This window comes from Lyngbya sp. CCY1209, assembly GCF_055795065.1.
In genome coordinates this window covers 1-21,157 of sequence record NZ_JAYFER010000531.1, presented here as the reverse complement: position 1 = coordinate 21,157, position 21,157 = coordinate 1, and the positions used below count along the sequence as shown (strand labels likewise).

The following is a 21,157-nucleotide window of genomic DNA, read 5'->3' as shown; positions in this document are numbered from 1 at the left end:
CATTGACTATGCCTTTAAGAGTTCAGTTTTGGACGGCTTAAGAATCCCCGCGTCTTTAGACCGGGGAGAAGTCAAGAAAATTGGGAAAATCGGTTTCTGTGGGAACAGCACATGGATTCCGACCACATTCAAGCATTCCGAAACCGCACAGAAGGATTGCTGGAAGATTTTGAAATTTTGTTGATGCGGCCCGAGAAACTCCCATCTTAGAAAAGGGGGAGTCGGGAGTCGGTATTAGGGAGTCGAGAAAGAGCGATCGGCCCGAAAGCCGAAAGCTGATACTTGAAAGCTAATTTTTCCCCGTTCCCGACACCGACAGTTAATGCAGGCGGTAACAGTGTTCGAGGTGTTGGCGGAAGGTGTCCGGCGGGGTTCCGACGGCGACCCCCCGATATTTGCCCCAAAAACGCCGAGTCCAGCGTTGCAGGGATGGAAACGATCGCTTTAACCAACCCACGCCCCGGTATTTGCCCGTCGTGACGCGGGGGGGTTGCGGCGATCGCGGGCCGTCGGGCGAACTGTCGTAGTGGATGCCGCGGTAACAGTATTTCATGGGAAGATCCTCCGAATTATTGCAGGTCGTCGGGGTTGGATTGACGACGGGAAGTCGGCGCGACGGAGGAGCCGAGTTCTTCAGTGAGGCGGGAGAACATCGAGGACTGGCGGTGCTGCGATCGCCGGCGAGATCCGCTCATCAACAATCTGGCTTTTTCTTGGGCGTTCATATCGGGATTCCTCAAACGAGTTTTCAGGGTCGAATCTTATTTTTCTGTATCTTAGACTACAGAATTTAATTTGATCATACTCCCTTTGCCAGATTTGTCAGTTAAATCGGGATTAAAATGTCATTAAATTATGACCTTCCCCAGGACTTCGGTTCTCCCTCGGCTTCAGGCCGTGCAGAAATGCAAAAGGGCAACGAGGGTGAATACGCAGCGGCCTAGTGCTGCTGTGGGCTAGAACTGAGAATCCCCGTCTCTTTAGAGCGGGGAGTGTCAAACCTGAGCCGCGCACAGTGCCGCCCCGATCAACCCCACTTTCGGATTCAAGACGATGCGGACGGGGACGCGATCGAGGAGGGGGCTGACGCGGCCTTTGTCTTTGAACGCCTTCATGAAACTTCCGGATTCCATCAGCGGCAGAATTTTGGCGGCGATCCCGCCGGCGACGTACAGTCCGCCGTAGGGCAGTAATTTTAGGGCGAGGTTTCCCGCTTCGGCGCCGTAGGCGTCCACGAACAGTTTCATCGTCTGTTCGCAGAGGTAGTCGCTTTCGGCTAAAGCGGCTGTGGAGACTTCCGCGGCCAGATCGACGGTTTTGTCTTCCCGCCCCATTTCCTGCTTCCAAGTTTGGTAGATTTTGGCGAGGGCTTTCGATTCCTGGGAGACGTCGCGATCGCGCAAAAATTGATAAATGCCGGCGATTCCCATCCCCGATACCACCCGTTCCACGGACACCCGGGTGATGCCGTAGAGTTCCCGCAAATAGCCCAGGAGGTGGAATTCCAATTCCGATCGCGGGGCGAAATCCGTGTGGCCCCCTTCGGTGGAAAATACCTGGTAGCCATCGGCCCGGGGGATGACGAATCCCTGTCCCAAACCGGTGCCCGCCCCGATGACGGCGATGGGGGCGCCCGGGTTGAGTTCTCCCGCCTGGAGGACGTGCAAATCCTCGTCCGACAATCCCACCACGCCGTAACCGATGGCGGCGAAGTCGTTAATTAATTCGATTTTGGAAATCTCCAATTCCCGTTCCAGGCGATCGGCCTGCAGGGACCAACTCAGGTTGGTGAGTTCGCAGGTGTTGTTGACCACGGGTCCGGCGATGCCGAAACAGGCTTTTTCTGGGGGTTGATAGTCGGAAACGGCGTCCGAAGCCTCCTTCAAAAAACGGCGGGCGATCGGCACCAAATCCGGGTAATCCTGGCTGGGATAGGTATTTTCAAATAAGGTTTTGAGGGAAGGAAGGGGGGAATTTTTATCGGTATATTCTGCTTCTACCAAACGTAAAATTGTCTTCGTTCCGCCGATGTCTCCGGCGAGTAAAATTGTCATATTTTAAAGTCTCCGATTCAGAGATTGAAAAGCTCGGGCGATCAAAAAAACGATGGCAGACGATCAAAAATTTTAGATTTTCGATAATTTGACTTTCCCAATTTCATCATACTCCATCGGTCAAGACATCGCCAAATCCCCGGAGTTTGCGAGACTTCGACCCCGGGTTGATAGTCATAAAAAAGCGATCGCCAACGATCTGAATCTATCGTACAGGCGATCGCCCTTTTGTTGTCAACCCTCCCGGGTTAACTTTCAGATGCAAAGGTTCAGTCTAGAACGGCCACTTCCAATTGTTGATTTCGTCCTTATCCCGGCCGTGTTCGTAGGCGTAGGCGACGTTTTCGATGATGGCGTTCCGCATCCGCTCCCGGACGTAAGCCGCGGCCGAGCCCAACTTGGGCACGCGATCGATGACGTCGATGACCAAATTGAAGCGATCGATCTGGTTGTTGATCGCCAACTCCAAGGGGGTATTGATATTCCCCTTTTCCTTGTAACCGCGAACGTGCATATTGTGATGATTCGTGCGGCGGTAAGCCAACTTGTGAATCAGCCAGGGATAGCCGTGGAAGTTGAAGATGACCGGTTTATCCGTCGTGAATAAGCTGTCAAAATCCCAATCTGACAACCCGTGGGGATGTTCGCTCTCGGGTTGCAACTTGAACAGATCGACCACGTTGACAAACCGGATTTTCAACTCGGGAAACTCTTCCCGCATGATGGCGGTGGCCGCCAAAGATTCCTTGGTCGCCACATCGCCGCAGGATGCCATGATCACGTCCGGAATGTCCGGTTCTTTTCCGCAGTCGTCATTGCTGGCCCACTCCCAAATTCCGATGCCTTTGGTGCAGTGCTTGATCGCATCTTCCATATTCAGGAATTGCAGGTGTTTCTGCTTGTCCGCCACGATGACGTTGACGTAATCTTTGCTCCGCAAACAGTGGTCGGCACAGGAGAGCAAGCAGTTGGCATCCGGCGGGAAATACACCCGCACCACGTCGGGGCTCTTGTTCGTCACCAAATCCACATAGCCCGGGTCCTGGTGGCTGAAACCGTTGTGGTCCTGGCGCCAAACCGTGGACGAGAGCAAGATATTGAGGGAAGACACCGGCGCCCGCCAGGACACCTCATTCTTGGAAATTTCCAACCACTTGGCGTGTTGGTTGAACATGGAGTCCACCACATGGGCGAAGGCTTCGTAGGTGTGGAAGAAGCCGTGACCCCCGGTGAGCAAATAGCCTTCCAGCCAGCCCTGCAGGGTGTGTTCGCTCAACATTTCCATTACCCGGCCGTCCTGGGCGAGTTCGCTGCCGTCCAAGTCCTCCGGGAAAAAGTCGCCCAGCCAGGTTTTCTTGCTCACCTCGTAGACCGCATTCAGGCGGTTCGAGGCGGTTTCGTCCGGCCCGAACATCCGGAAGTTGGTCATATTGTTCCGCATCACATCCCGCAGGAAGTTCCCCAGGGGTTTGGTATTTTCGGCCTCGCTGGTGGCGGGGTGGCGGACCTCAACGCCGTAGTGGCGGAAGTCCGGCATATTCAGGTCCTTCCGCAGGACACCGCCGTTGGCAAAGGGGTTGGCGCTCATGCGGCGGACGCCGGTGGGGGCCAGTTCCTTGAGTTCGGGGATGAGCGTTCCATTTTCGTCGAAAAGTTCTTCGACGTGGTAACTCCGCATCCAATCTTCCAGAATTCTCATGTGGCCGGAGTTGCCGATGACGTTGGACATCGGCACTTGGTGCGCCCGCCAGAAGCCCTCGACTTTGTGGCCGTCCACTTCCTTGGGGCCGGTCCACCCCTTCGGAGAACGGAAAACGATCATCGGCCAGTGGGGGCGGGTGGTATCTCCGGTGCTGCGGGCGTGATCTTGGATGGCCCGGATCTCGTTGGTGCAGTGTTCCAGGGTCGCCGCCATTTTTTGGTGGGCCGAGGCGTAGTCTTCATCTTGGTCGCACTCGACAATATAAGGCGTGTAGCCGTAGCCCCGGAACAGGCTCTTGATTTCTTCCTCGGAAATGCGGGCCAAAATGGTGGGGTTGGCGATTTTGTAGCCGTTCAGGTGCAGGATGGGCAGTACCGCACCGTCCCGGACGGGGTTGATGAATTTGTTGGAGTGCCATGCGGTCGCCAGGGGGCCGGTTTCCGCTTCCCCATCACCCACGACGGCCGCGACGATCAGATCGGGGTGGTCGAAGGCCATTCCGTAGGCGTGGGAGAGGCTGTAGCCTAATTCCCCCCCTTCGTGGATGGAGCCGGGGGTTTCCGGGGTGCAGTGGCTGCCGATGCCGCCGGGGAAGGAGAATTGCTTGAAGAATTTCTTCATCCCCTCCTCGTCTTCGCTCTTGTCGGGGTAGACTTCGGAGTAAGTCCCTTCCAGGTAGACGGGAGCCAGGACGCCGGGGGCGCCGTGTCCCGGGCCGGCGACGTAGATCATATTCAGATCGTACTTTTTGATCAGCCGGTTGATGTGAATGTAGAGAAAACTCAAACCGGGACTCGATCCCCAGTGGCCCAAAAGGCGATATTTGATGTGTTCGGGCCGTAGCGGTTCCTTCAATAAGGGGTTGTCCCGCAGGTAGATCATCCCCACGCAGAGATAGTTGCAGGCCCGCCAGTAGGCGTGGATCTTCCGCACATCTTCGTCACTGAGCGGGTTGGCCGTCTCGATCGGTTTTTCGGGTGCTGCTACCATAAATCCTGACCTTTTGTTATCAGTTCATTGGATGAGAGTGGGTAAAGCTCAACGGTATGATTGAGCCGACATTTCCCGATTGAAGGAACTGTCAGTTGTGGCCTTCTGGGGATGCCGATTTGATTTGACCCCTATTAAATGTCAATTTTTGTAAAATTGCAAGTCGTACCGGGAGAGCTTAACGTTTCCTGCGCCTTTTTAATCCGATTTTAACTTTATCTTAATTTTTTGATTCTGTCGGCGCTTCGGGAACCTGTTACCCTAGTTCTGAAATGGGAAGATGCGATCGCTTTGTGATCATTTATACTTTTGAACTCCATTTTTCAATATGACTCTGAAACTATATTTTCTACGCCACGGAGAAACCGTCCAAAGCCGGACGGGCGGTTACTGCGGAAATTTAGATCCGGAATTGACCGAAGAAGGGATGGAAATGGCGCGGGAGTTCGCCGAAACCCATCGAAATCTGCCCTGGGTCGCCGCCTACGTCAGCCCCATGAAGCGGACGATCGCCACCGCGAAACCCCTGTGCGAATCCGTCGGAATTCCGGTGGAAGTGCGGGAGGGTTTGAAGGAAATCGCCTACGGGGAGTGGGAGGGAGAATCGCCGGAAACGGTGAATGAAAAATACCACGATGATTATGTCCGCTGGCTCACCGATCCGGGCTGGAATGCGCCGACGGGGGGCGAAAAAGGGGTGGACGTTGCGCGACGTTCCTATGCGGTACTCCGGGAGATTCAAGAGCAGCATGAAAGCGGCAATGTCCTGGTGGTTTCCCACAAGGCGACGATCCGAATCATGTTGTGTCAGTTGCTCGGAATTGACGTCGGACGGTTCCGCGATCGCCTGTTGATGCCCGTGGGCGGCGTCAGTCTGATCGAAATGGAAGCCCACGGCCCCCTGATGCACGCTTTGGGCGATCGCTCCTATTTGAGCGAACGGTTGCGCTCTCTTGCGGGAACTTAGGCGACGATTGCGATCGTTTCATCGTTTCATCCACAGACCATTTTTGATACAGTAAAAGCGCCATTCTAATCGTGCATCTTCCGAAAGAGAGATAGAACCCCTATAAAGACCCATCCAGTCGAGTTTTTTTATGAAAATCTTGGTCCTCAACGCCGGCTCCAGCTCCCAAAAAAGCTGCCTGTACGATATCACGGGAGATACCCTCCCCGACGATCCCCCCGAACCGATCTGGGAAGCGGCGATCGATTGGGGGGTGTCGGAGGATTTCGGCGAAATGAAGGTGAAAGCCAACGGGGTGAAACGAGAGGTCAAAATCGAATCCGGGAACAAACCGGACGCGATCGCCCAAATGCTGCAAACCCTGACTGAAGGCGAAACCCGGGTGATCGAAAACCTCTCGGACATCGACGGGGTGGGCCACCGGGTCGTCCACGGGGGCACGGACTATTCCGCCGCCACCCGGATCGATTCCGAGGTGAAACAGACCATCAAAGACCTGATTCCCCTGGCTCCCGCCCACAACCCCGGCCATTTGGAGGGTATTGAAGCGATCGAGAAAACCCTGGGAGATATCCCCCAGGTGGCGGTGTTCGACACGGCCTTCCACAGCCAAATGCCCCAATTTGCAGCCGTCTATCCCATCCCCTACGAGTGGTTTGAACGGGGCATCCGCCGCTACGGCTTCCACGGCACCAGCCACAAATATTGCGCCGAGCGCGCGGCTCGACTGATGGGGAAACCGTTAAAGTCCCTGCGTTTAATTACTTGTCACCTGGGCAACGGCTGTTCCCTGGTGGCGGTGAGGGACGGCATCAGCATCAATACCACGATGGGATTCACCCCCCTGGAAGGGCTGATGATGGGAAGCCGCAGCGGTTCCATCGACCCGGCAATTTTGATATTTTTGATGCGGGAACACGGGTTGGACAGCGATCGCCTCAACCAAATGCTCAACAAGGAATCCGGCCTCAAAGGAATTACCGGCGTCTCCGGGGATATGCGCTACATCCGGGAGGAGATGGCCAAGGGGAACGAACGGGCGAAACTCGCTTTCGAGATGTTCATTTACCGCCTCAAAACCGCGATCGGCGCCATGTTGGCCAGCCTCGGCGGGGTGGACGGTCTGGTATTTACGGCGGGAATTGGGGAACACGCGGCGGGGGTGAGGGAAGCCACCTGTGCCGGATTTGAGTTTCTGGGATTGCAGTTGGACGGCCAGAAAAATAACGCCACCCACGGAGACGGGGAGATTTCGACGCCGGGCTCGAAGGTGCGGGTTTTTGTCATCCACACCGAGGAAGATTGGGCGATCGCATCGGAGTGTTGGCAGTTGCTCAAGTCGTGATTTGATGTGAGATAGTGAGCTCATCCCGTCGCAGATGCGATGTGAATACTCATATCAAATCCGATTAAATACTCAAACATCGGGCAACCCGAGACGGTTGCCCCTACGGGAAGCTAGGGGGCGATCGATTGGCGGTCAAACAAACGGATTTGATATCATATCAAATCTGATTAAATGCCCGGAAAAAGCCGGTTGGATATCCACACCGCTTGGGAATCAATTCCCAAGCTAATAGCCAAAATCCTCTCAAGAGGATTGGGGAGGTTGAAGGAGGGGATAGCCGGAGCTGATATAGCAACGGACAAGGTGGTTATATCAAATCCGATTAAATGCCCGGAAAAAGCCGGTTGGATATTAAGACCGCTTGGGAATCAATTCCAAAGCTCATAGCTCAAATCCTCTCAAGAGGATTGGGGAGGTTGAAGGAGGGGATAACCGGAGCTGATATAGCAACGGACAAGGTGGTTATATCAAATCCGGTTGAATGCCTGGAACAAAATGGGTTGGATATCCACACCGCTTGGGAATCAATTCCCAAGCTAATAGCAAAAATCCTCTCAAGAGGATTGGGGAGGTTGAAGGAGGGGATAGCCGGAGCTGATATTAGGACACTACTATGTCCAACCGAGTCCACTTGAGTGGACTTTTGCTATGAGCCTTGAAATTCATTTCAAGGCGGGTCTAAAATTAGGCGATCTGTCCTAACCGCTCTGACGGTTGCTATATCACTTACTTAGGGGTGGGCTTTCATACCAAGGAAGACAAGAAACTTATAAATTTTATTGCATACGGCCCTAAAAAATATAATACAACCAACATAACTCCATTGGCAAAAATAAAAGCTTTACCCGTGCTTTCATGAGCCGCGATCGCACAGTGGGAAAAGTGGGAAAAGTGGGTTGAATTTTAATTCAAAATAGCGACACAAAAACGGGGTGAGTACAACCCACCCCGATCGCACTTCTTAAGTTTATAAATTATTGTCCGTCAGCCGCACGAGTCAGCATGGTTTCGTGGAGGTGATCATCGTGGTGGCGGGTTTCGGCCAGCAGTTCCCGGGCCTGTTCCCCCGCACCCTCGGCGCGATCGCTCTCATCCGAGGCGCGAGTCAGCATGGTTTCGTGGAGGTGTTCGTCGTGGTGGCGGTGCTTGGCCAATTGCTCCCGGGCTTGTTCTTCTAAACTCATGATCGAAATCTCCGAATTGTTAAAAAACTCTTTAATTTCATTGTGGCACAATTTTTCCAAAAATGTAGCCAAATTGACAGATTTTTTGCAAATTAGGTACATATACGGATAAAGTGACGCGAAAAAGCCGGGGTCACTCGCCCCGGCTTCACAATTCTTGACAATGCTTTAATTTAGCTCTAGCTCATCCGAACCAGCGAATCCTGTGCTAAAAAGTGGTCGAGATGGTAGGCGCGTTCTTCCGTTTTGAGCAGAATCTGCTCGTACAGGTGGCGGGTGCCGCGATCGCCGAGACTTTCCGCCTGTGCGGCCTGACGGCGCAACACGTTGATAATCGACTGTTCGGCGGCCAGGTCGTGTTCAACCATCTGACGGCAACCATAAACCCCGTCCGGTTCCGGGGTGAAGCAGCACAGTTCGGCCAATTTGGCGAAACTGGCCGCGGGAATGCCGCCCAAACCGTTCAGGCGTTCGCCGAGGTCGTGGACGTGACCCTCGGCTTCCCCGTAGCTCTCCTGGAAAAATTCGTGCAGGGAGTAGAATTCCGCTCCCTCGACAACGAAATGGTGCTTCTGATATTGCAGATAAAGGGCCTGAAAGCTGGCAAGCAGGAGGTTCATGCCCTCGCAAATGGGGGCGGTGACAGACTGCTCTAACAGAACCGGATTATCGGCAAGGTGTCCGAAGGGACGGACAGGACTGGCAACTTCAGTCATCGGTATTCTCCTTTTAACGAGCAGTTTGATTGCCACTGCCCTCAGTGTAGAAACGACCGATCGCCCTGTCAACCGGACTTTTGAGGGTTGGCCCACCGTGTTGGCAGCAATTGCGATCTATAAATTTTTGTGAAGGAACCTGTTGAGAATATTTTTCACTTGTACTATCCTGTGAAGTGTTGACTTTCCCGGGGCGGTTGCGATCGCCGGGAGAAGTCCTCGGGTCAATTTAGTGAAAATCTCTGGCATTTAGGAAAAGTGATGAATTCATCAGAATTAGATCCCCAGTCCGGCGAGATCGTGGAGGTAGCCTGGTCGGAACGATGGCAAGTGTACCGGCGCTTGCAGGAGTTGGAGATCCCCTGCTGGTGCGAAGTGGATCGGCCCCTGCGGGTGAAAATCGACAGCACGACAGAAGCCATCCAACTGGCGAGTATTTTGAGGCGGTTGAGCGCGTCTCCCCGAGAACTGACCCTGTCCCTGGAACGGTGCTGGAACCGCAGCTAATCAATAACCCGAAATAATTGACGACCAACTGACAACGAGCAACCCAAATTATGTCCAAGTTTAACAAGCAAGTTTCCGAATTCATCCTCGACGGCCGGGTATTGCAGGTGTTTTATAAGGGTTCTCGCCCCAAAGTGCTGCAACTGATGGCGGATTCGGGATTGTATACGATGAAATTGTCGAAGGATCTGCGATCGCAGGCCGAACGCATTTTGACTCCGGGGGCGGAAGTCCGGGTGGGGGGCGAAAAAACCCTGAATTTCAAAAAAGGCACGATCAAGCTGAAGGCTTACGAAATCTATCCTTTGGGGGAGACGCCGGAAATTCCCGCACCGCCTCCCCGTTCCGAGGATCAGAAGTGTCAAAAACCCGCCAAAATTTTGATCTGCCAGAAGTCCGACTGCTGCAAGCGGGGGGCGCGGGCGGTTTGTGAGGCACTGGAGGCGCAACTGTGCGATCGCGGACTGGAAGGGCAGGTTAAAATTCAAAAAACGGGTTGCCTGAAAAAGTGCAAACTCGGCCCGAATCTGGTTGTGATGCCGGACAAAGCCCGCTACACTCGGGTGAGGCCGGAAGATATTTCCGAGGTGATCGAGAAACATTTGATTTCGGCCCGAGAAGACAGGCCCGATGCCGGTGCTACCGAAAGAATGATGGAGGAATCTTTGCGTTGACTGAGGCGAGAAATGTTTTGGGAAGTCCCCTGGAAATTTGCTGCACGTCTCCGATGACGGGTTTTTATCGGGATGGGAGTTGCAACACCGGGGGCGGCGACATGGGGGCGCACGTCGTCTGCGCCCAGATGACGGAGGAGTTTTTGGCGTTCACCCGTGCGCGGGGAAACGACCTGAGTACGCCCGTGCCGGCGTTTAATTTTCCGGGACTCAAACCGGGCGATCGCTGGTGTTTGTGCGCCCTGAGATGGAAAGAAGCATTGGATGCCGGGATGGCGCCGCCGGTGGTCCTCGAATCCACCCACGCCTCGGCATTGGAATATGTTTCCCTGAACGAGTTGAAATCCCAGGCGATCGAAGCGAGTTGAAGGAGTCGGGAAAGTGAAAAGTGAAAAGTGAAAAGTGAAAAGTAGGGGCGACTGTCATTCGCCCTCCCCGCATTCCCTCAATTATCAATTATCAATTATCAATTATCAATTATTCCCCCATGTCCTACGGTGATTTTAGTTTGGCTAAAGCCAAGGGAGAATTCGGCCTGACGACGGTTGAGACGAGGGGTGTTTTTGCCGAATTTCCCGAATTGCCCGCGAGTCCTTTGCTGGCGGAAACCCTCGACTATCAACTGCCGATCGCCCTGGCAAGCAACAGCGAAAAAGCCCGATCCGAATTGATTATCGCCCCCATCCTGGTCGATCTGCGCCGGCAACTCGACGACAAAATCAGTTTATTTTCCGGGGTCGATTTTACCGTCGATGCGACGAGGGGGTTGAACGGTATCTGCGATTTTATTATTTGCAAATCTCCGGAAATTCTGATGTTGACGGCTCCGGTCATTACGATTGTGGAAGCCAAAAAAGAGAATATCAACGCCGGGTTGGGTCAGTGCGTGGTGGCGATGGTTGCAGCCCAAATTTTCAACCAAAAATCCGAAACGGAAATTGACACGATTTATGGCGCGGTGACGACGGGCAGCATTTGGCAGTTCCTCAAATTGGAAGGACAGACGTTGAGCGTCGATTTGAGCGAATATTATTTGAATGATGTCGGTAAAATTCTCGGTATTTTGGCGGGTTTTGTTTCTCAAGGAAATGGGCGAAAGGGCTCGGCATAGGAGGGGACATCCGGCGCGATGCCGACGTCCCCCGGAGTGGGAGCGATCGCCAGGTTTGAGAAAAGAATGAGACAATGGGTAGAATCTGCTCGTTCCTTCTCGGAAATGCTCTACTGTTGCAACCCAAGTTGCCCCAATCCGTTCAATCCCGACAATCAACGATTCTGCCAAAGCTGCGGCGCGGCGATTTTGCTGCCGCTGTTCCGCAACCGCTATCGGGTGATCCGCCAGTTGGGGGAAGGGGGGTTCAGCCGCACCTACGAGGCGAAGGACGTGGATCGGATGGACGATCCCTGCGTGATCAAGCAATTTCTGCCCCAGGTTCAGGGGACGGCGGCGCGGCAGAAGGCGACGGAATTGTTCAAACAGGAGGCCAACCGGCTGTACGAGTTGGGGGAACATCCGCAAATCCCCCGGCTGATCGCCTATTTTGAACAGGATCGGCGGCTGTATTTGGTGCAGGAATACATCGAGGGGGAGACGCTGCTGCAGGAGTTGCGGCGGGGCGGGCCGTTCGGGGCGGATAAAATTCACGAAATTTTGGCGGAATTGCTGCCGGTTTTGCAAATTATCCACGATCGCAATATTATCCACCGGGATATCAAGCCGGAAAATATCATGCGGCGGCGCCGGGACAATCAGTTGATGTTGATCGATTTCGGGGTGTCGAAGCAGGTGACGGGGACCACCACCGTTGGACAGGCAACGAGCGTGGGGACGCCGGGATATGTGCCGATGGAACAGTTGCGGGGCCAGGTGTACCCGGCCAGCGACCTGTACAGTTTGGGAGTGACGTGCCTGCGGTTGCTGACGGGGTGCCTGCCCGAGGAAAGTGGCCGGGATGCCCTCTACGACGCGATGGAGGGGCGCTGGATGTGGCGATCGCATCTACAGCCGAACGTCTCGATGCCGCCCCAGTTGGGGGTGATTTTGGACCGCCTGACCCAGGATTTAGTGCGCGATCGCTACCAGTCCGCCGAGGAGGTGTTGCAAACCCTGAGAGGGGCCAGCAGCCGGGGTCAACCCGCCCCGATACCGCCCCCCACCCCCGTGCGGACGGTCTACAAACCGCCCCGAGCGACTCCCAAACCCCCGGCGATCGTGCCGCCGGTTCCGACACCCGTCGTCCCCCCCAAAGCCCCGGCCCAACCCAGAAATCCCTACAGCAAATTGCAGGATCTCCTCAAGGCGGGAAAGTGGCGGGAGGCGGATGCGGAAACCTCCCGGTTGATGCTGCAAATTGTAGGGCGCAGCGGGGACAGTTGGCTGACGGTGAGCCAGGTGGAAACGTTTCCTTGTGAGGAATTGCGACAAATTGATCGCCTCTGGGACCGGGCGAGTCGGGGCCGGTTCGGCTTTGGGGTTCAGAGGCGGATCTGGCAGCAGGTGGACCGGGACGTGGGGGAGTTCGGGGAGCGGGTCGGGTGGTGCGATCGCGGGGATGCCGACGAGATCCGCTGGCGGGATTATGACGGGCTCTTATTTTCTTTGAAAGCGCCCCAGGGCCACTTGCCGGGGTTGAGCGTCATGGTGGGTCGGGAGTGGGACCGATCGCTGTGGCTGTTGCGCCATTTATTTTTGAGTGTCGAAGCCTGTGGGTTATAATCGAGCCAGGATTTTAAAATCTTCGTGGAAACCTGCAATTTGAGCCGATCAACTCAGCTCGAATGGGAAACGAGAAAGCGTTTGGTTCGCCATTTATAGTTCCCTTGCGTCTGCTATATTCCAACCCAGAAACCTAACGGGAGATGCCAATGTCTGAAAATCCTCCTCAACCCACTTCCTCAGAAGGCGTTAGCAAAAAAATTCAAGAGGCTGTCAGGCAGCTTTATCAGCAGGCGAACACTTATATCGCCGAGAATAAATTGGAGGAGGCGATCGCTTGTTACCGGAAATCGATCGCCCTGGTTCCCGCCTTGGGAGATGCCTATCAGAAGTGGGGCAATTTGTTGGTGAAAACGGGTCAGTTGGAGGCGGCGATCGCGACGTACCAGCAGGCGATCAAACTGAGTCCGGAGGATTCTTGGTCTTGCAACAGTTTGGGCGGAATTTTTATTAAACTCGAACGCTGGGAAGAGGCGGTTCCAGTCTGCCAGCAGGCGATCCGACTCGACCCCAATTCTTTCTGGGATTACAACAATTTGGGGCTGGCGCTGACCAAGTTGGAGCGGTGGGAAGAGGCCGTCGAAGCCTACGAAAAAGCCGCCGACATCAACTCCGGCTTTTTCTGGACTTACAATAACTGGGGCGACGCTTTGATGGCGCTCGAACGCTGGGAAGAGGCGGTCCCGGTTTACCGGAAGGCGATCAAAATTGACCCGAATTTCGTCTGGGCTCACACGAATTTGGGGGACGCACTACGGCATTTGAAGCGCTGGAAAGAGGCGGTTCCGGTCTATCAAAAATCCTGCCAACTGAACCCGAACTTTTTCTGGTCCCACAGCAATTTGGGCGATATTTTGTTCGGGTTGAAGCGATATAAAGAGGCGATTCCGGTTTACCAGCAGGCGGTCAAAATTCAGCCTGATTCGCCGCAGACGCACTACAAGTTGGCGAAAGTGTTGATGAAGGCTCAGAAATTCGAGGATGCGATCGCCAGTTTTGAACGGGTGTTGGAACTGAAGCCGGACTTCCATGAAGCCAGCCAAAAATTGCAGGATGCCCAAAACCAGTTACAACAAGTTCAATATCAGAAAAAACGAGAGAACTCGCCCATCGAACCCGTCGATTGGATGAAGTATTATCCCAAGATGGGAAATTCGGTTTCTTACATGATGGCGAAACCGACTCCCGCCCAAAAAGACCCCAAAACGGGGGAGTGGACGTTTCCGATTCCGCCCCGGCCGCTGATGTTCGTGTTCGCCGATCAGGGGGAGGAATACTATCTCAATTCTGGCAAAATTCAGATTCGCCTGATGCTCGATTCGCTACAAAAAGCCAAGTTTTCTTTGGGTTCGGGCAGTCGGATTTTGGATTTTGGATGCGCGTCGGGGCGGATGATCCGGTTTTTGAGCGATCGCGCCGAAGCCTGGGAAATTTGGGGCGCGGATATCAGCGCCGACTGTATTTTTTGGTGCAAGGAATATATGAGCCCGCCCTTCCATTTTTTGACCTGCACCACCCACCCCCATCTGCCCTTTGAAGACCGGTATTTCGACCTGATTTATGCGGGTTCGGTGTTCACCCACATTGACGATCTGGCGGACGCTTGGCGGTTGGAACTGCGGCGAATTCTCAAACCCGGTGGAATGGCTTACATCACCATTCAAGAGCGGCATATCATCAATCTCATTAAAGGATTTAAAGAGCAGTGGTTGGCGAACAATAATATCTGGCCCCTGGGCAAAAAAACGGAGTGTCTGCGGAAGTACGAAGAGTACAGCAATTCTGATTTTGCCATGTTTACTTTGGGGCGGGATACGCGATCGCTCGTTTTCTACGACCTCGATTATTTCTGCGACATGGTGCAGCCCTTTTTCAAAGTGGTCGAAGTTCGCAAAGAAGCCTATTACTGGCAGACGGCTCTTTTGCTGGAGCGACAGTAAAAGGAATGGCTAGAGTCTTGTAGGGTGTGTTCCCCATTCTACCCCGAAGATTGGCTCAATTGCCCCGTCGATCTGATCGCGGAAACTGCCCTCCGTACAGAACTGAAACCTTATATCGAAGCGGAAAATATTTGAGTGTAAAATAAAGGCGACACCAAACCGGTCAAAAAATCATGGAAACCATCAAAACCAAAATCTCCGTCGGAAGCGATCGCCATCTGTCGCTCCAACTCCCCCAAGACTTACCCCCCGGCGATTACGAAGTGCTGGTGGTTCTTTCACCTAAAACCACACAAAAACCCGAAAAAAAGTATCCTCTGCTCGGCTTGCCGATCGCTCTGGACGATGACTTTGACGAACCCATGCCGGAACTGTGGGAGGCATTAGAAGAATGATCCTCTTAGACACCCACGCTTGGTTGTGGTTACTTCACGATCCGGAACAATTATCTCCCGCCGCCCGAGAAGCGATCGCCCAGGAAGAAAACCAAAATGGAATTTTAATTTCTAGTATTTCCGTTTGGGAAGTGGCGGTCAAACATAGCATCAATAAATTGCAACTCCCCTTGCCAATAGATGCTTGGTTTGAATTGGCTCGACAACAACCCGGGACAATTATCGAACCCCTCTCGCCATTGGATGCCATCAATAGCACCACCTTACCCGGTGAATTTCATAAAGATCCGGCCGATCGCATCCTGGTGGCGATCGCCCGACGATACGACATATTGATCGTCAGCCGCGATGAAAAAATCCGGAATTATCCCCACGTCAAAACGATCTGGTAATCCAATAATGCACGGGATTCATTCAACTTTACTGTTCCGCCATGCGATCGAGGCGTTCCCGAATGGAGAGGTTGAGAAGCGATCGCAAAAACAGCACGATTCCCACCCCGGAAACCGCCAGCACGAAAACACCCCACCCCGTTTCTCCGGCGACGAGCAACACCACCCCGGAAAGCAACGTAAACCCTGCCCAGCAGGCGTGAATGAGGGCTTTGATGGCGAAATTGATCCGTCTCAGGGCGCGATCGCTCTCGATGGAACGCACCCGAAATTTTAATTCCCCCTCCTCGATGCGCTGTTCCAACCGCCGGATCACAACCTCCGCCCGACTCGGCTGTCGCAACTTGTATTGCACGAATTCCCGCGCCTGTTTCGTCAATTCCCCCACCAAAGATCCCCGATCTTGCTTGGCGATGGTAAGACTTTTGATAAACGGTTGGGCGGAATCGACCAAATTATATTGGGGGTCGAGGGTGCGGGCCACGCCGTCGAGAGTCGTGAGAGATTTGAGGATAAATGTCATCTCGGCGGGCAGGCGAAAGGGCTGCTGTTCAAACATGATATAAACTTCATCTTTGATGACGTTGAAGGCTTGGAAGTCGATGGGTTTTTCCGTGAATTCATCCAACACGAACCGCAGCAGCCGCTTCACGGGGGTCATGTCGGGCATGGGTTCCACCAAACCGATGTCCACCAAGGTATCGAGCACCACGTCCGCGTCCTTCCGCAGGACGGCAAAAAAGGTGCGGATCATCTGATCTTTCGCCAGGGGTTTGACTTCGGCCATCATGCCAAAATCATAAAAAATTAGACTGCCGTCGGAGTTGACGGCGATGTTGCCGGGATGGGGGTCAGCCTGAAAAAAACCGTCCTGTAAAATCTGTTTGAGGTAGCAACAGATCCCCAACTGGTTGATCCGCTTGATGTCGATGCCGCAGGCTTGCAGGGTCTTGCGATCGTCAACTTTGATGCCCGGTAAATATTCCAAGGTTAAGACTTTGTGGGTGCTGTATTCCCAGTAAACTGTGGGGACGACGATGCCGGGATAACTTTTGAAATTCTCTCGGAATCTATCGGCGTTTTTTCCCTCTTTGATATAGTCGATTTCTTGGTATAAAATTAAGAAGAATTCGTTGTAGATGGCGTCGAGGTCGTAGAGTCGCGCCCAACTGAAACAGCGCTGGCAAAAGCGGATCACCCGGCGGACGGCCTGCATATCCAGGTCGAAGAGTTCTTTGAGTCCCGGACGCTGCACTTTGACGATCACCTGTTCCCCGGTGTGCAATTTTGCCCGGTGTACCTGCCCGAGGCTGGCGGCGGCGAGGGGGCGTTCGTTGAAGTCGCGGTAGAGGCTGAAGAGGGAATTTCCGAGTTCCGACTCGATGATGGCGACGGCGCGATCGGCGCTGAAAGAGGGGACTTTATCTTGGAGTTTTTCCAACTCTTCGACGTATTCCAAAGGTAAGATATCGGCGCGGGTGGAGAGGGCCTGTCCGAATTTGATGAACGTCGGGCCGAGGTCGAGGAGGGTTTGGACTAGCCACTTCGCCCGCCGTCGTTTGGTGGTGGGTGTATTATCTCCAAGGGTGCGATCGCGCCACAAGAAAAACATGAACTTCCCGGCGGCAGAGAAAACGTCGATCTGTCGGGTCAGCGGGGAGTATTTCGTTCGCTGCCAGCGGAGGGGTTTCGGTGATTTCCGGGTGAGCATTCGGGGATTTCAGGTCATCGGCCCATTTGAAAAGGGTTATCGCAATCGATCGCGGGTCGGGTGAGGTGATCGTCGGCAATCCTTGTGTCTGATTCGATACTATCACGGATGGCGTCAAGGTTCGACAGTGGCGGGGGTGCCGATCGCGATCGGGTCGCCGGTCAGGAGGCGATCGCTCTGATATCGCAGGTATCGCGCTGGTGTTTTAACAAATTGAGGAAGCCCCGAAAACTCCAAAACCTCGATTTTAAGGGGGTTTGAGTTCTGCCGACTCCCTAATACCGATTCTCGAGGACCGCGCGCAGCGCTATACCCATCAACCCGCCGTTCTCCCAATCCGAGCACTAGCCGGAGCCCGGATGTCAATTGTCCGGCCCCCAAACCCCCAATCCTGGGGGCTTCAAGCGGATCGAATTTTCACAAAACGATCGGGCGAGAAAATCAATTTCATTGCGAATTGATAAAATTTTCGTGCCGAGGGTGGTGCGATCGCGTTTATTTTGACCGGAAACAAAGGGTTTAAAATTGAAAATTATTGCCCCATCATTTTTATCAATAACTCCTCAAAAGTAGGGGAAATTAAACCCGAAATTGACATTTTCCACTGAAAAGGGCTGTTAAGATGGGGAAAGACACAACCCGACCCGAACAATGGGAACGCCTTCACCCAACTTCGCCTTCCTCCAAGAACACGATCCCCAACTGGTGCGGCTGGCGACCGTGGCGGAATCTTACTTTAACGAAGATCCCGTCACCTGCCTGATGAAATTGCGGCAGTTCGGCGAACTCCTCGCCCAACTCACCGCCGCCAACGTGGGGCTATACGCCGACCCCTCCGAATCCCAACTCGTCCTGCTGCGGCGACTCGCCGAAAATCACCTGATCTCCGGCGACGTGAAACGCCTGTTTCACGAACTGCGAAAGGCCGGAAACGACGCCACCCACCATCTGGCCGGCGACCACCGCACCGCTTTGAGTCACCTCAAATATGCCCGAGAATTGGGGATTTGGTTTCACCGAACTTTTGCCCAATCCAAACACTTCAAAGCCGGGGCGTTCATTCCCCCCCCCGACCCCGTTTCCAAAACCGAGGCGTTGCAGGAAGAGTTGGAACGGTTGCGAACCGAAGCCGCCCGCCACCTCACCGAAGCGGAACTCGCCACCGCCAGGGTCCGGCAGGAAGAAGAATTGCGGCAGATTGCCGAAGAACTCCTCGAAGAAGTGGAGGCGGAGGCCCGAGAAACGACCCGGCGCCTGGAACAGTTGCAGGCCAGCAACGCCGCCGAATCCACCCGGCGGGTTCGACAGACTGCGGAAACGGCCCGGGAGGCGGAAACCCAAATCAATCTCGACGAACCGGAAACGCGGCGGTTGATTGACGCCCAACTGCGGGCGGCGGGGTGGACGGCGGATTCGGAAACGCTCACCTACGGCAAGGGGACCCGTCCCCGGAAAGGGCAAAATTTGGCGATCGCGGAATGGCCCACGGCGGGGGGACGGGCGGATTATGTGCTGTTCGTCGGTCCCGAAGCGGTGGGGGTGGTGGAAGCCAAACGGCAAATTCGAGACGTTTCCGCCAGCATCGACCAGGCGAAACGGTACAGTCGCGACTATCAAAAAAAGGCGATGAAATTGTGCCGGACGTGGCGGGGGATTATAAAATTCCCTTCGTTTTCGCGACCAACGGGCGGGAGTATCTGGGACAGTTGCGGACCCAAAGCGGCATCTGGTTTTGTGACCTCCGCAAACCCGACAACCTGCGGCATCCCCTGATTGGCTGGTACAGTCCGGAGGGGTTGAAACAGTTGTTGTCTCGGGATGCGGAACGGGCTCACGCCCAGCTCGAACGGGAAGAGTTCAACTACAATATCGACCTGCGGGATTATCAAATTCGAGCCATCCGTGCGGCGGAAAATGCCCTGGCGGACAATGGCTCGGAAATTCTGTTGGCGATGGCGACGGGGACGGGAAAAACGAAAACCAGCATCGTTTTGGTGTATCGGTTGTTGAAGTCGAAGCGATTTCGGCGGGTGCTGTTTTTGGTCGATCGCACCCCATTGGGGGAACAGGCGGCTAATGCGTTCAAGGAAACCCGTTTGGAAAATTTGCAGACCTTCAGCGAGATTTTTGAAATTCGGGAGTTGGAGGAAAAAGACATCCACACGGAAACCAAGTTAAATATCGATACGGTTCAGAGTTTTGTCCGGCGGCTGTTTTATGCCGAGGATGAAAGCCGGATTCCGACGGTGGACGAGTACGACTGTATTATCGTCGATGAATGTCACCGGGGCTATTTGCTGGACAAGGAATTGAGCGAAACGGAATTGGAGTTCAGAAACCAGGACGACTATATTTCCAAATATCGCCGGGTTCTGGAATATTTCGACGCGGTAAAAATCGGCCTGACGGCGACTCCGGCCCTCCACACCACCCAAATTTTTGGCGATCCGGTGTTTACTTACAGCTACCGGGAAGCGGTGATCGACGGGTGGCTGATCGACCACGAACCCCCCGTTCAAATCGGGACGGAATTGGCGGAAACAGGGATGGTTTGGCAGCCGGGGGAAGAGATGGAATATTTCGACCCGAAAACGGGAACCGTCGATTTGGTACACGCCCCGGATGAGGTGAAAATTGAGGTGGAACAGTTTAACCGCCGGGTGATTACGGAGGCGTTTAATCGGGTGGTTTGTGAAGAATTGGTCAACTATATCGACCCGACATTTCCGGAAAAAACGTTGATATTTTGCGCCAACGACAGACACGCGGATTTGGTGGTTGACTTGCTGAAGTTGGCGTTGCGGGAGAAGTATGGCAGCGTGGATGATGATGAGGTCAAAAAGGTGACGGGGAGCGTCGATCGCCCCCGAGAACTGATCCGGCGGTACAAAAACGAAGCCAGTCCCAAAATTGCGGTGACGGTGGATTTGCTGACGACGGGAATCGACGTTCCGGCGATTTGCAATTTGGTGTTTTTACGGCGGGTGAATTCGCGGATATTATACGAACAGATGATCGGGCGGGCGACCCGCCGCTGTGACGAGATCGGAAAGACGGTATTTCGGATCTTCGATGCGGTGGGATTGTACGAGGGCATCAGTCCGGTTTCGACGATGAAACCCGTTGTCAAAAATCCCAATATTACGTTTTCCCAATTGGTTGATGAATTGGGGTCGGTGGACGATGCGAGGGCGTTGCCGGAGATCGTCGATCAACTGTTGGCGAAATTGCAGCGGAAACGCCGGAATTTGGACGATCGCAGCCGGGAACAGGTGGAGGCGATCGCGGGTTGTTCGACTGAGGAAATGGTGGATTATATCAAGAATAATTCGGCCGCAGATGTGGTACAATGGTTCGCGGACAAACGGGCGATCGCGGAAATTTTGGATCGGCGGGACGGCGGCAGTCAACCCCTGCTGATTTCCCGACACGGCGATCGCGTCGTCCGGGTTGAGAGGGGCTACGGGAAGGGCGAGAAACCGGAAGACTATCTGGAGAGTTTCCGCGATTTCTTGAATGAGAATATCAACCAAATTCCGGCGTTGTTGGTGATAGTTCAGCGGCCCCGGGACTTGACCCGGGAACAGTTGAAAGAGGTGGCATTATTGTTGGGTAATGCCGGATATACCGAATCGAATTTGCAAACCGCATGGCGGGAAACCACCAACCAGGATATCGCCGCTTCTATCATCGGATTTATCCGTCAGGCGACGTTGGGGGATGCGTTAATTCCCTATAAAGAACGGGTCGATCGCGCGATCGCAACAGTTCTGGCGTCCCGCCGGTGGACGGACTCGCAGCGGAAATGGTTGGAACGGATCGGGAAGCAGTTAAAATCGGAAACGGTGGTGGATAGGCTGG

Annotated in this window: 21 protein-coding genes; 14 read left to right on the top strand and 7 right to left on the bottom strand. The window is 54.1% G+C overall.

Translation table 11 applies throughout. The annotated features are described in order from the left end of the window. A partial coding sequence (locus AC0QHF_RS17665; protein ID WP_324705550.1) for a hypothetical protein occupies window positions 1-184 on the top strand: 184 nt, incomplete at its 5' end. 135 nt (window positions 185-319) lie between these two features. On the opposite strand, the gene AC0QHF_RS17660 is transcribed toward AC0QHF_RS17665, so the two are convergent. From AC0QHF_RS17660 to AC0QHF_RS17645, 4 genes are all read right to left on the bottom strand, one after another. Then, window positions 320-553: a DUF4278 domain-containing protein gene (locus AC0QHF_RS17660; protein WP_324705549.1), complete on the bottom strand. Its 234-nt coding sequence runs from the start codon at window positions 551-553 to the stop codon at window positions 320-322. 16 nt (window positions 554-569) lie between these two features. Next, on the bottom strand, window positions 570-725 hold the full coding sequence (locus tag AC0QHF_RS17655) for a hypothetical protein (protein WP_324705548.1): 156 nt from the start codon (window positions 723-725) through the stop codon (window positions 570-572). A 270-nt stretch (window positions 726-995) separates the two neighbouring features. Then, window positions 996-2,054 (bottom strand): glucokinase, encoded by a 1,059-nt coding sequence (locus tag AC0QHF_RS17650; protein WP_324705547.1) that lies wholly within the window; start codon window positions 2,052-2,054, stop codon window positions 996-998. A 274-nt stretch (window positions 2,055-2,328) separates the two neighbouring features. Further along, a complete protein-coding gene (locus AC0QHF_RS17645) occupies window positions 2,329-4,746 on the bottom strand; it encodes a phosphoketolase family protein (protein WP_324705546.1) in 2,418 nt (805 codons plus the stop codon). Between the two features lie 328 nt (window positions 4,747-5,074). Between AC0QHF_RS17645 and AC0QHF_RS17640 the strand changes: the two genes are divergently transcribed. The 3 genes from AC0QHF_RS17640 to AC0QHF_RS17630 all read left to right on the top strand — a co-directional run bounded on the left by AC0QHF_RS17640 (window position 5,075) and on the right by AC0QHF_RS17630 (window position 7,696). Further along, window positions 5,075-5,713, top strand: a complete 639-nt coding sequence (locus AC0QHF_RS17640; RefSeq protein WP_324705545.1) for a histidine phosphatase family protein — start codon at window positions 5,075-5,077, stop codon at window positions 5,711-5,713. A 130-nt stretch (window positions 5,714-5,843) separates the two neighbouring features. Next, entirely contained in the window at window positions 5,844-7,058 is a 1,215-nt protein-coding gene (locus AC0QHF_RS17635) for an acetate/propionate family kinase (RefSeq protein WP_324705544.1), read from the top strand. A 347-nt stretch (window positions 7,059-7,405) separates the two neighbouring features. After that, window positions 7,406-7,696: a hypothetical protein gene (locus AC0QHF_RS17630; protein WP_324705543.1), complete on the top strand. Its 291-nt coding sequence runs from the start codon at window positions 7,406-7,408 to the stop codon at window positions 7,694-7,696. Between the two features lie 339 nt (window positions 7,697-8,035). Here AC0QHF_RS17630 and AC0QHF_RS17625 read toward each other — a convergent pair whose 3' ends face one another. Together AC0QHF_RS17625 and dpsA are read right to left on the bottom strand one after the other, a co-directional pair. Beyond that, window positions 8,036-8,245, bottom strand: coding sequence for a hypothetical protein (locus AC0QHF_RS17625; protein WP_324705542.1), 210 nt, complete (start codon window positions 8,243-8,245; stop codon window positions 8,036-8,038). 179 nt (window positions 8,246-8,424) lie between these two features. Continuing rightward, window positions 8,425-8,961 (bottom strand): DNA starvation/stress protection protein DpsA, encoded by a 537-nt coding sequence (gene dpsA, locus AC0QHF_RS17620; protein WP_324705541.1) that lies wholly within the window; start codon window positions 8,959-8,961, stop codon window positions 8,425-8,427. 261 nt (window positions 8,962-9,222) lie between these two features. Here dpsA and AC0QHF_RS17615 point away from each other — a divergent pair, with 261 nt between their 5' ends. The 8 genes from AC0QHF_RS17615 (at window position 9,223) to AC0QHF_RS17580 (ending at window position 15,585) form a co-directional block, all read left to right on the top strand. Continuing rightward, complete coding sequence (locus AC0QHF_RS17615) at window positions 9,223-9,468, top strand: Asr1405/Asl0597 family protein (protein WP_324705540.1); 246 nt, start codon at window positions 9,223-9,225, stop codon at window positions 9,466-9,468. 50 nt (window positions 9,469-9,518) lie between these two features. Then, complete coding sequence (locus tag AC0QHF_RS17610) at window positions 9,519-10,142, top strand: (2Fe-2S) ferredoxin domain-containing protein (RefSeq protein ID WP_324705539.1); 624 nt, start codon at window positions 9,519-9,521, stop codon at window positions 10,140-10,142. Then, complete coding sequence (locus tag AC0QHF_RS17605; RefSeq protein WP_324705538.1) at window positions 10,139-10,510, top strand: DUF2237 family protein; 372 nt, start codon at window positions 10,139-10,141, stop codon at window positions 10,508-10,510. Before AC0QHF_RS17610 ends, AC0QHF_RS17605 begins: the two co-directional genes overlap by 4 nt. A gap of 119 nt (window positions 10,511-10,629) precedes the next feature. Then, window positions 10,630-11,253, top strand: coding sequence for a hypothetical protein (locus AC0QHF_RS17600; RefSeq protein WP_324705537.1), 624 nt, complete (start codon window positions 10,630-10,632; stop codon window positions 11,251-11,253). 66 nt (window positions 11,254-11,319) lie between these two features. Then, window positions 11,320-12,858 carry a serine/threonine-protein kinase gene (locus AC0QHF_RS17595; RefSeq protein ID WP_324705536.1) on the top strand — a complete coding sequence of 513 codons (1,539 nt, stop codon included), beginning with the start codon at window positions 11,320-11,322 and terminating at the stop codon, window positions 12,856-12,858. Between the two features lie 149 nt (window positions 12,859-13,007). Continuing rightward, window positions 13,008-14,798, top strand: coding sequence for a tetratricopeptide repeat protein (locus AC0QHF_RS17590; RefSeq protein WP_324705535.1), 1,791 nt, complete (start codon window positions 13,008-13,010; stop codon window positions 14,796-14,798). Between the two features lie 173 nt (window positions 14,799-14,971). Next, a complete protein-coding gene (locus AC0QHF_RS17585) occupies window positions 14,972-15,193 on the top strand; it encodes a hypothetical protein (RefSeq protein WP_324705534.1) in 222 nt (73 codons plus the stop codon). Then, the gene (locus tag AC0QHF_RS17580; protein WP_324705533.1) at window positions 15,190-15,585 is read left to right on the top strand and encodes a type II toxin-antitoxin system VapC family toxin; all 396 of its coding nucleotides are present in this window, start codon (window positions 15,190-15,192) and stop codon (window positions 15,583-15,585) included. The genes AC0QHF_RS17585 and AC0QHF_RS17580 overlap by 4 nt, the downstream gene beginning before the upstream one ends. A 28-nt stretch (window positions 15,586-15,613) precedes the next feature. Here AC0QHF_RS17580 and AC0QHF_RS17575 read toward each other — a convergent pair whose 3' ends face one another. After that, the gene (locus AC0QHF_RS17575) at window positions 15,614-17,296 is read right to left on the bottom strand and encodes an ABC1 kinase family protein (RefSeq protein ID WP_324705532.1); all 1,683 of its coding nucleotides are present in this window, start codon (window positions 17,294-17,296) and stop codon (window positions 15,614-15,616) included. A gap of 651 nt (window positions 17,297-17,947) precedes the next feature. Here AC0QHF_RS17575 and AC0QHF_RS17570 point away from each other — a divergent pair. Both AC0QHF_RS17570 and hsdR read left to right on the top strand, forming a co-directional pair. Then, window positions 17,948-19,069, top strand: a complete 1,122-nt coding sequence (locus tag AC0QHF_RS17570) for a DUF4145 domain-containing protein (protein WP_324705531.1) — start codon at window positions 17,948-17,950, stop codon at window positions 19,067-19,069. Beyond that, window positions 18,958-21,157: type I restriction-modification system endonuclease (hsdR, locus tag AC0QHF_RS17565; protein WP_324705551.1), on the top strand; the 2,200-nt coding region annotated here is incomplete at its 3' end. The genes AC0QHF_RS17570 and hsdR, both read left to right, overlap by 112 nt.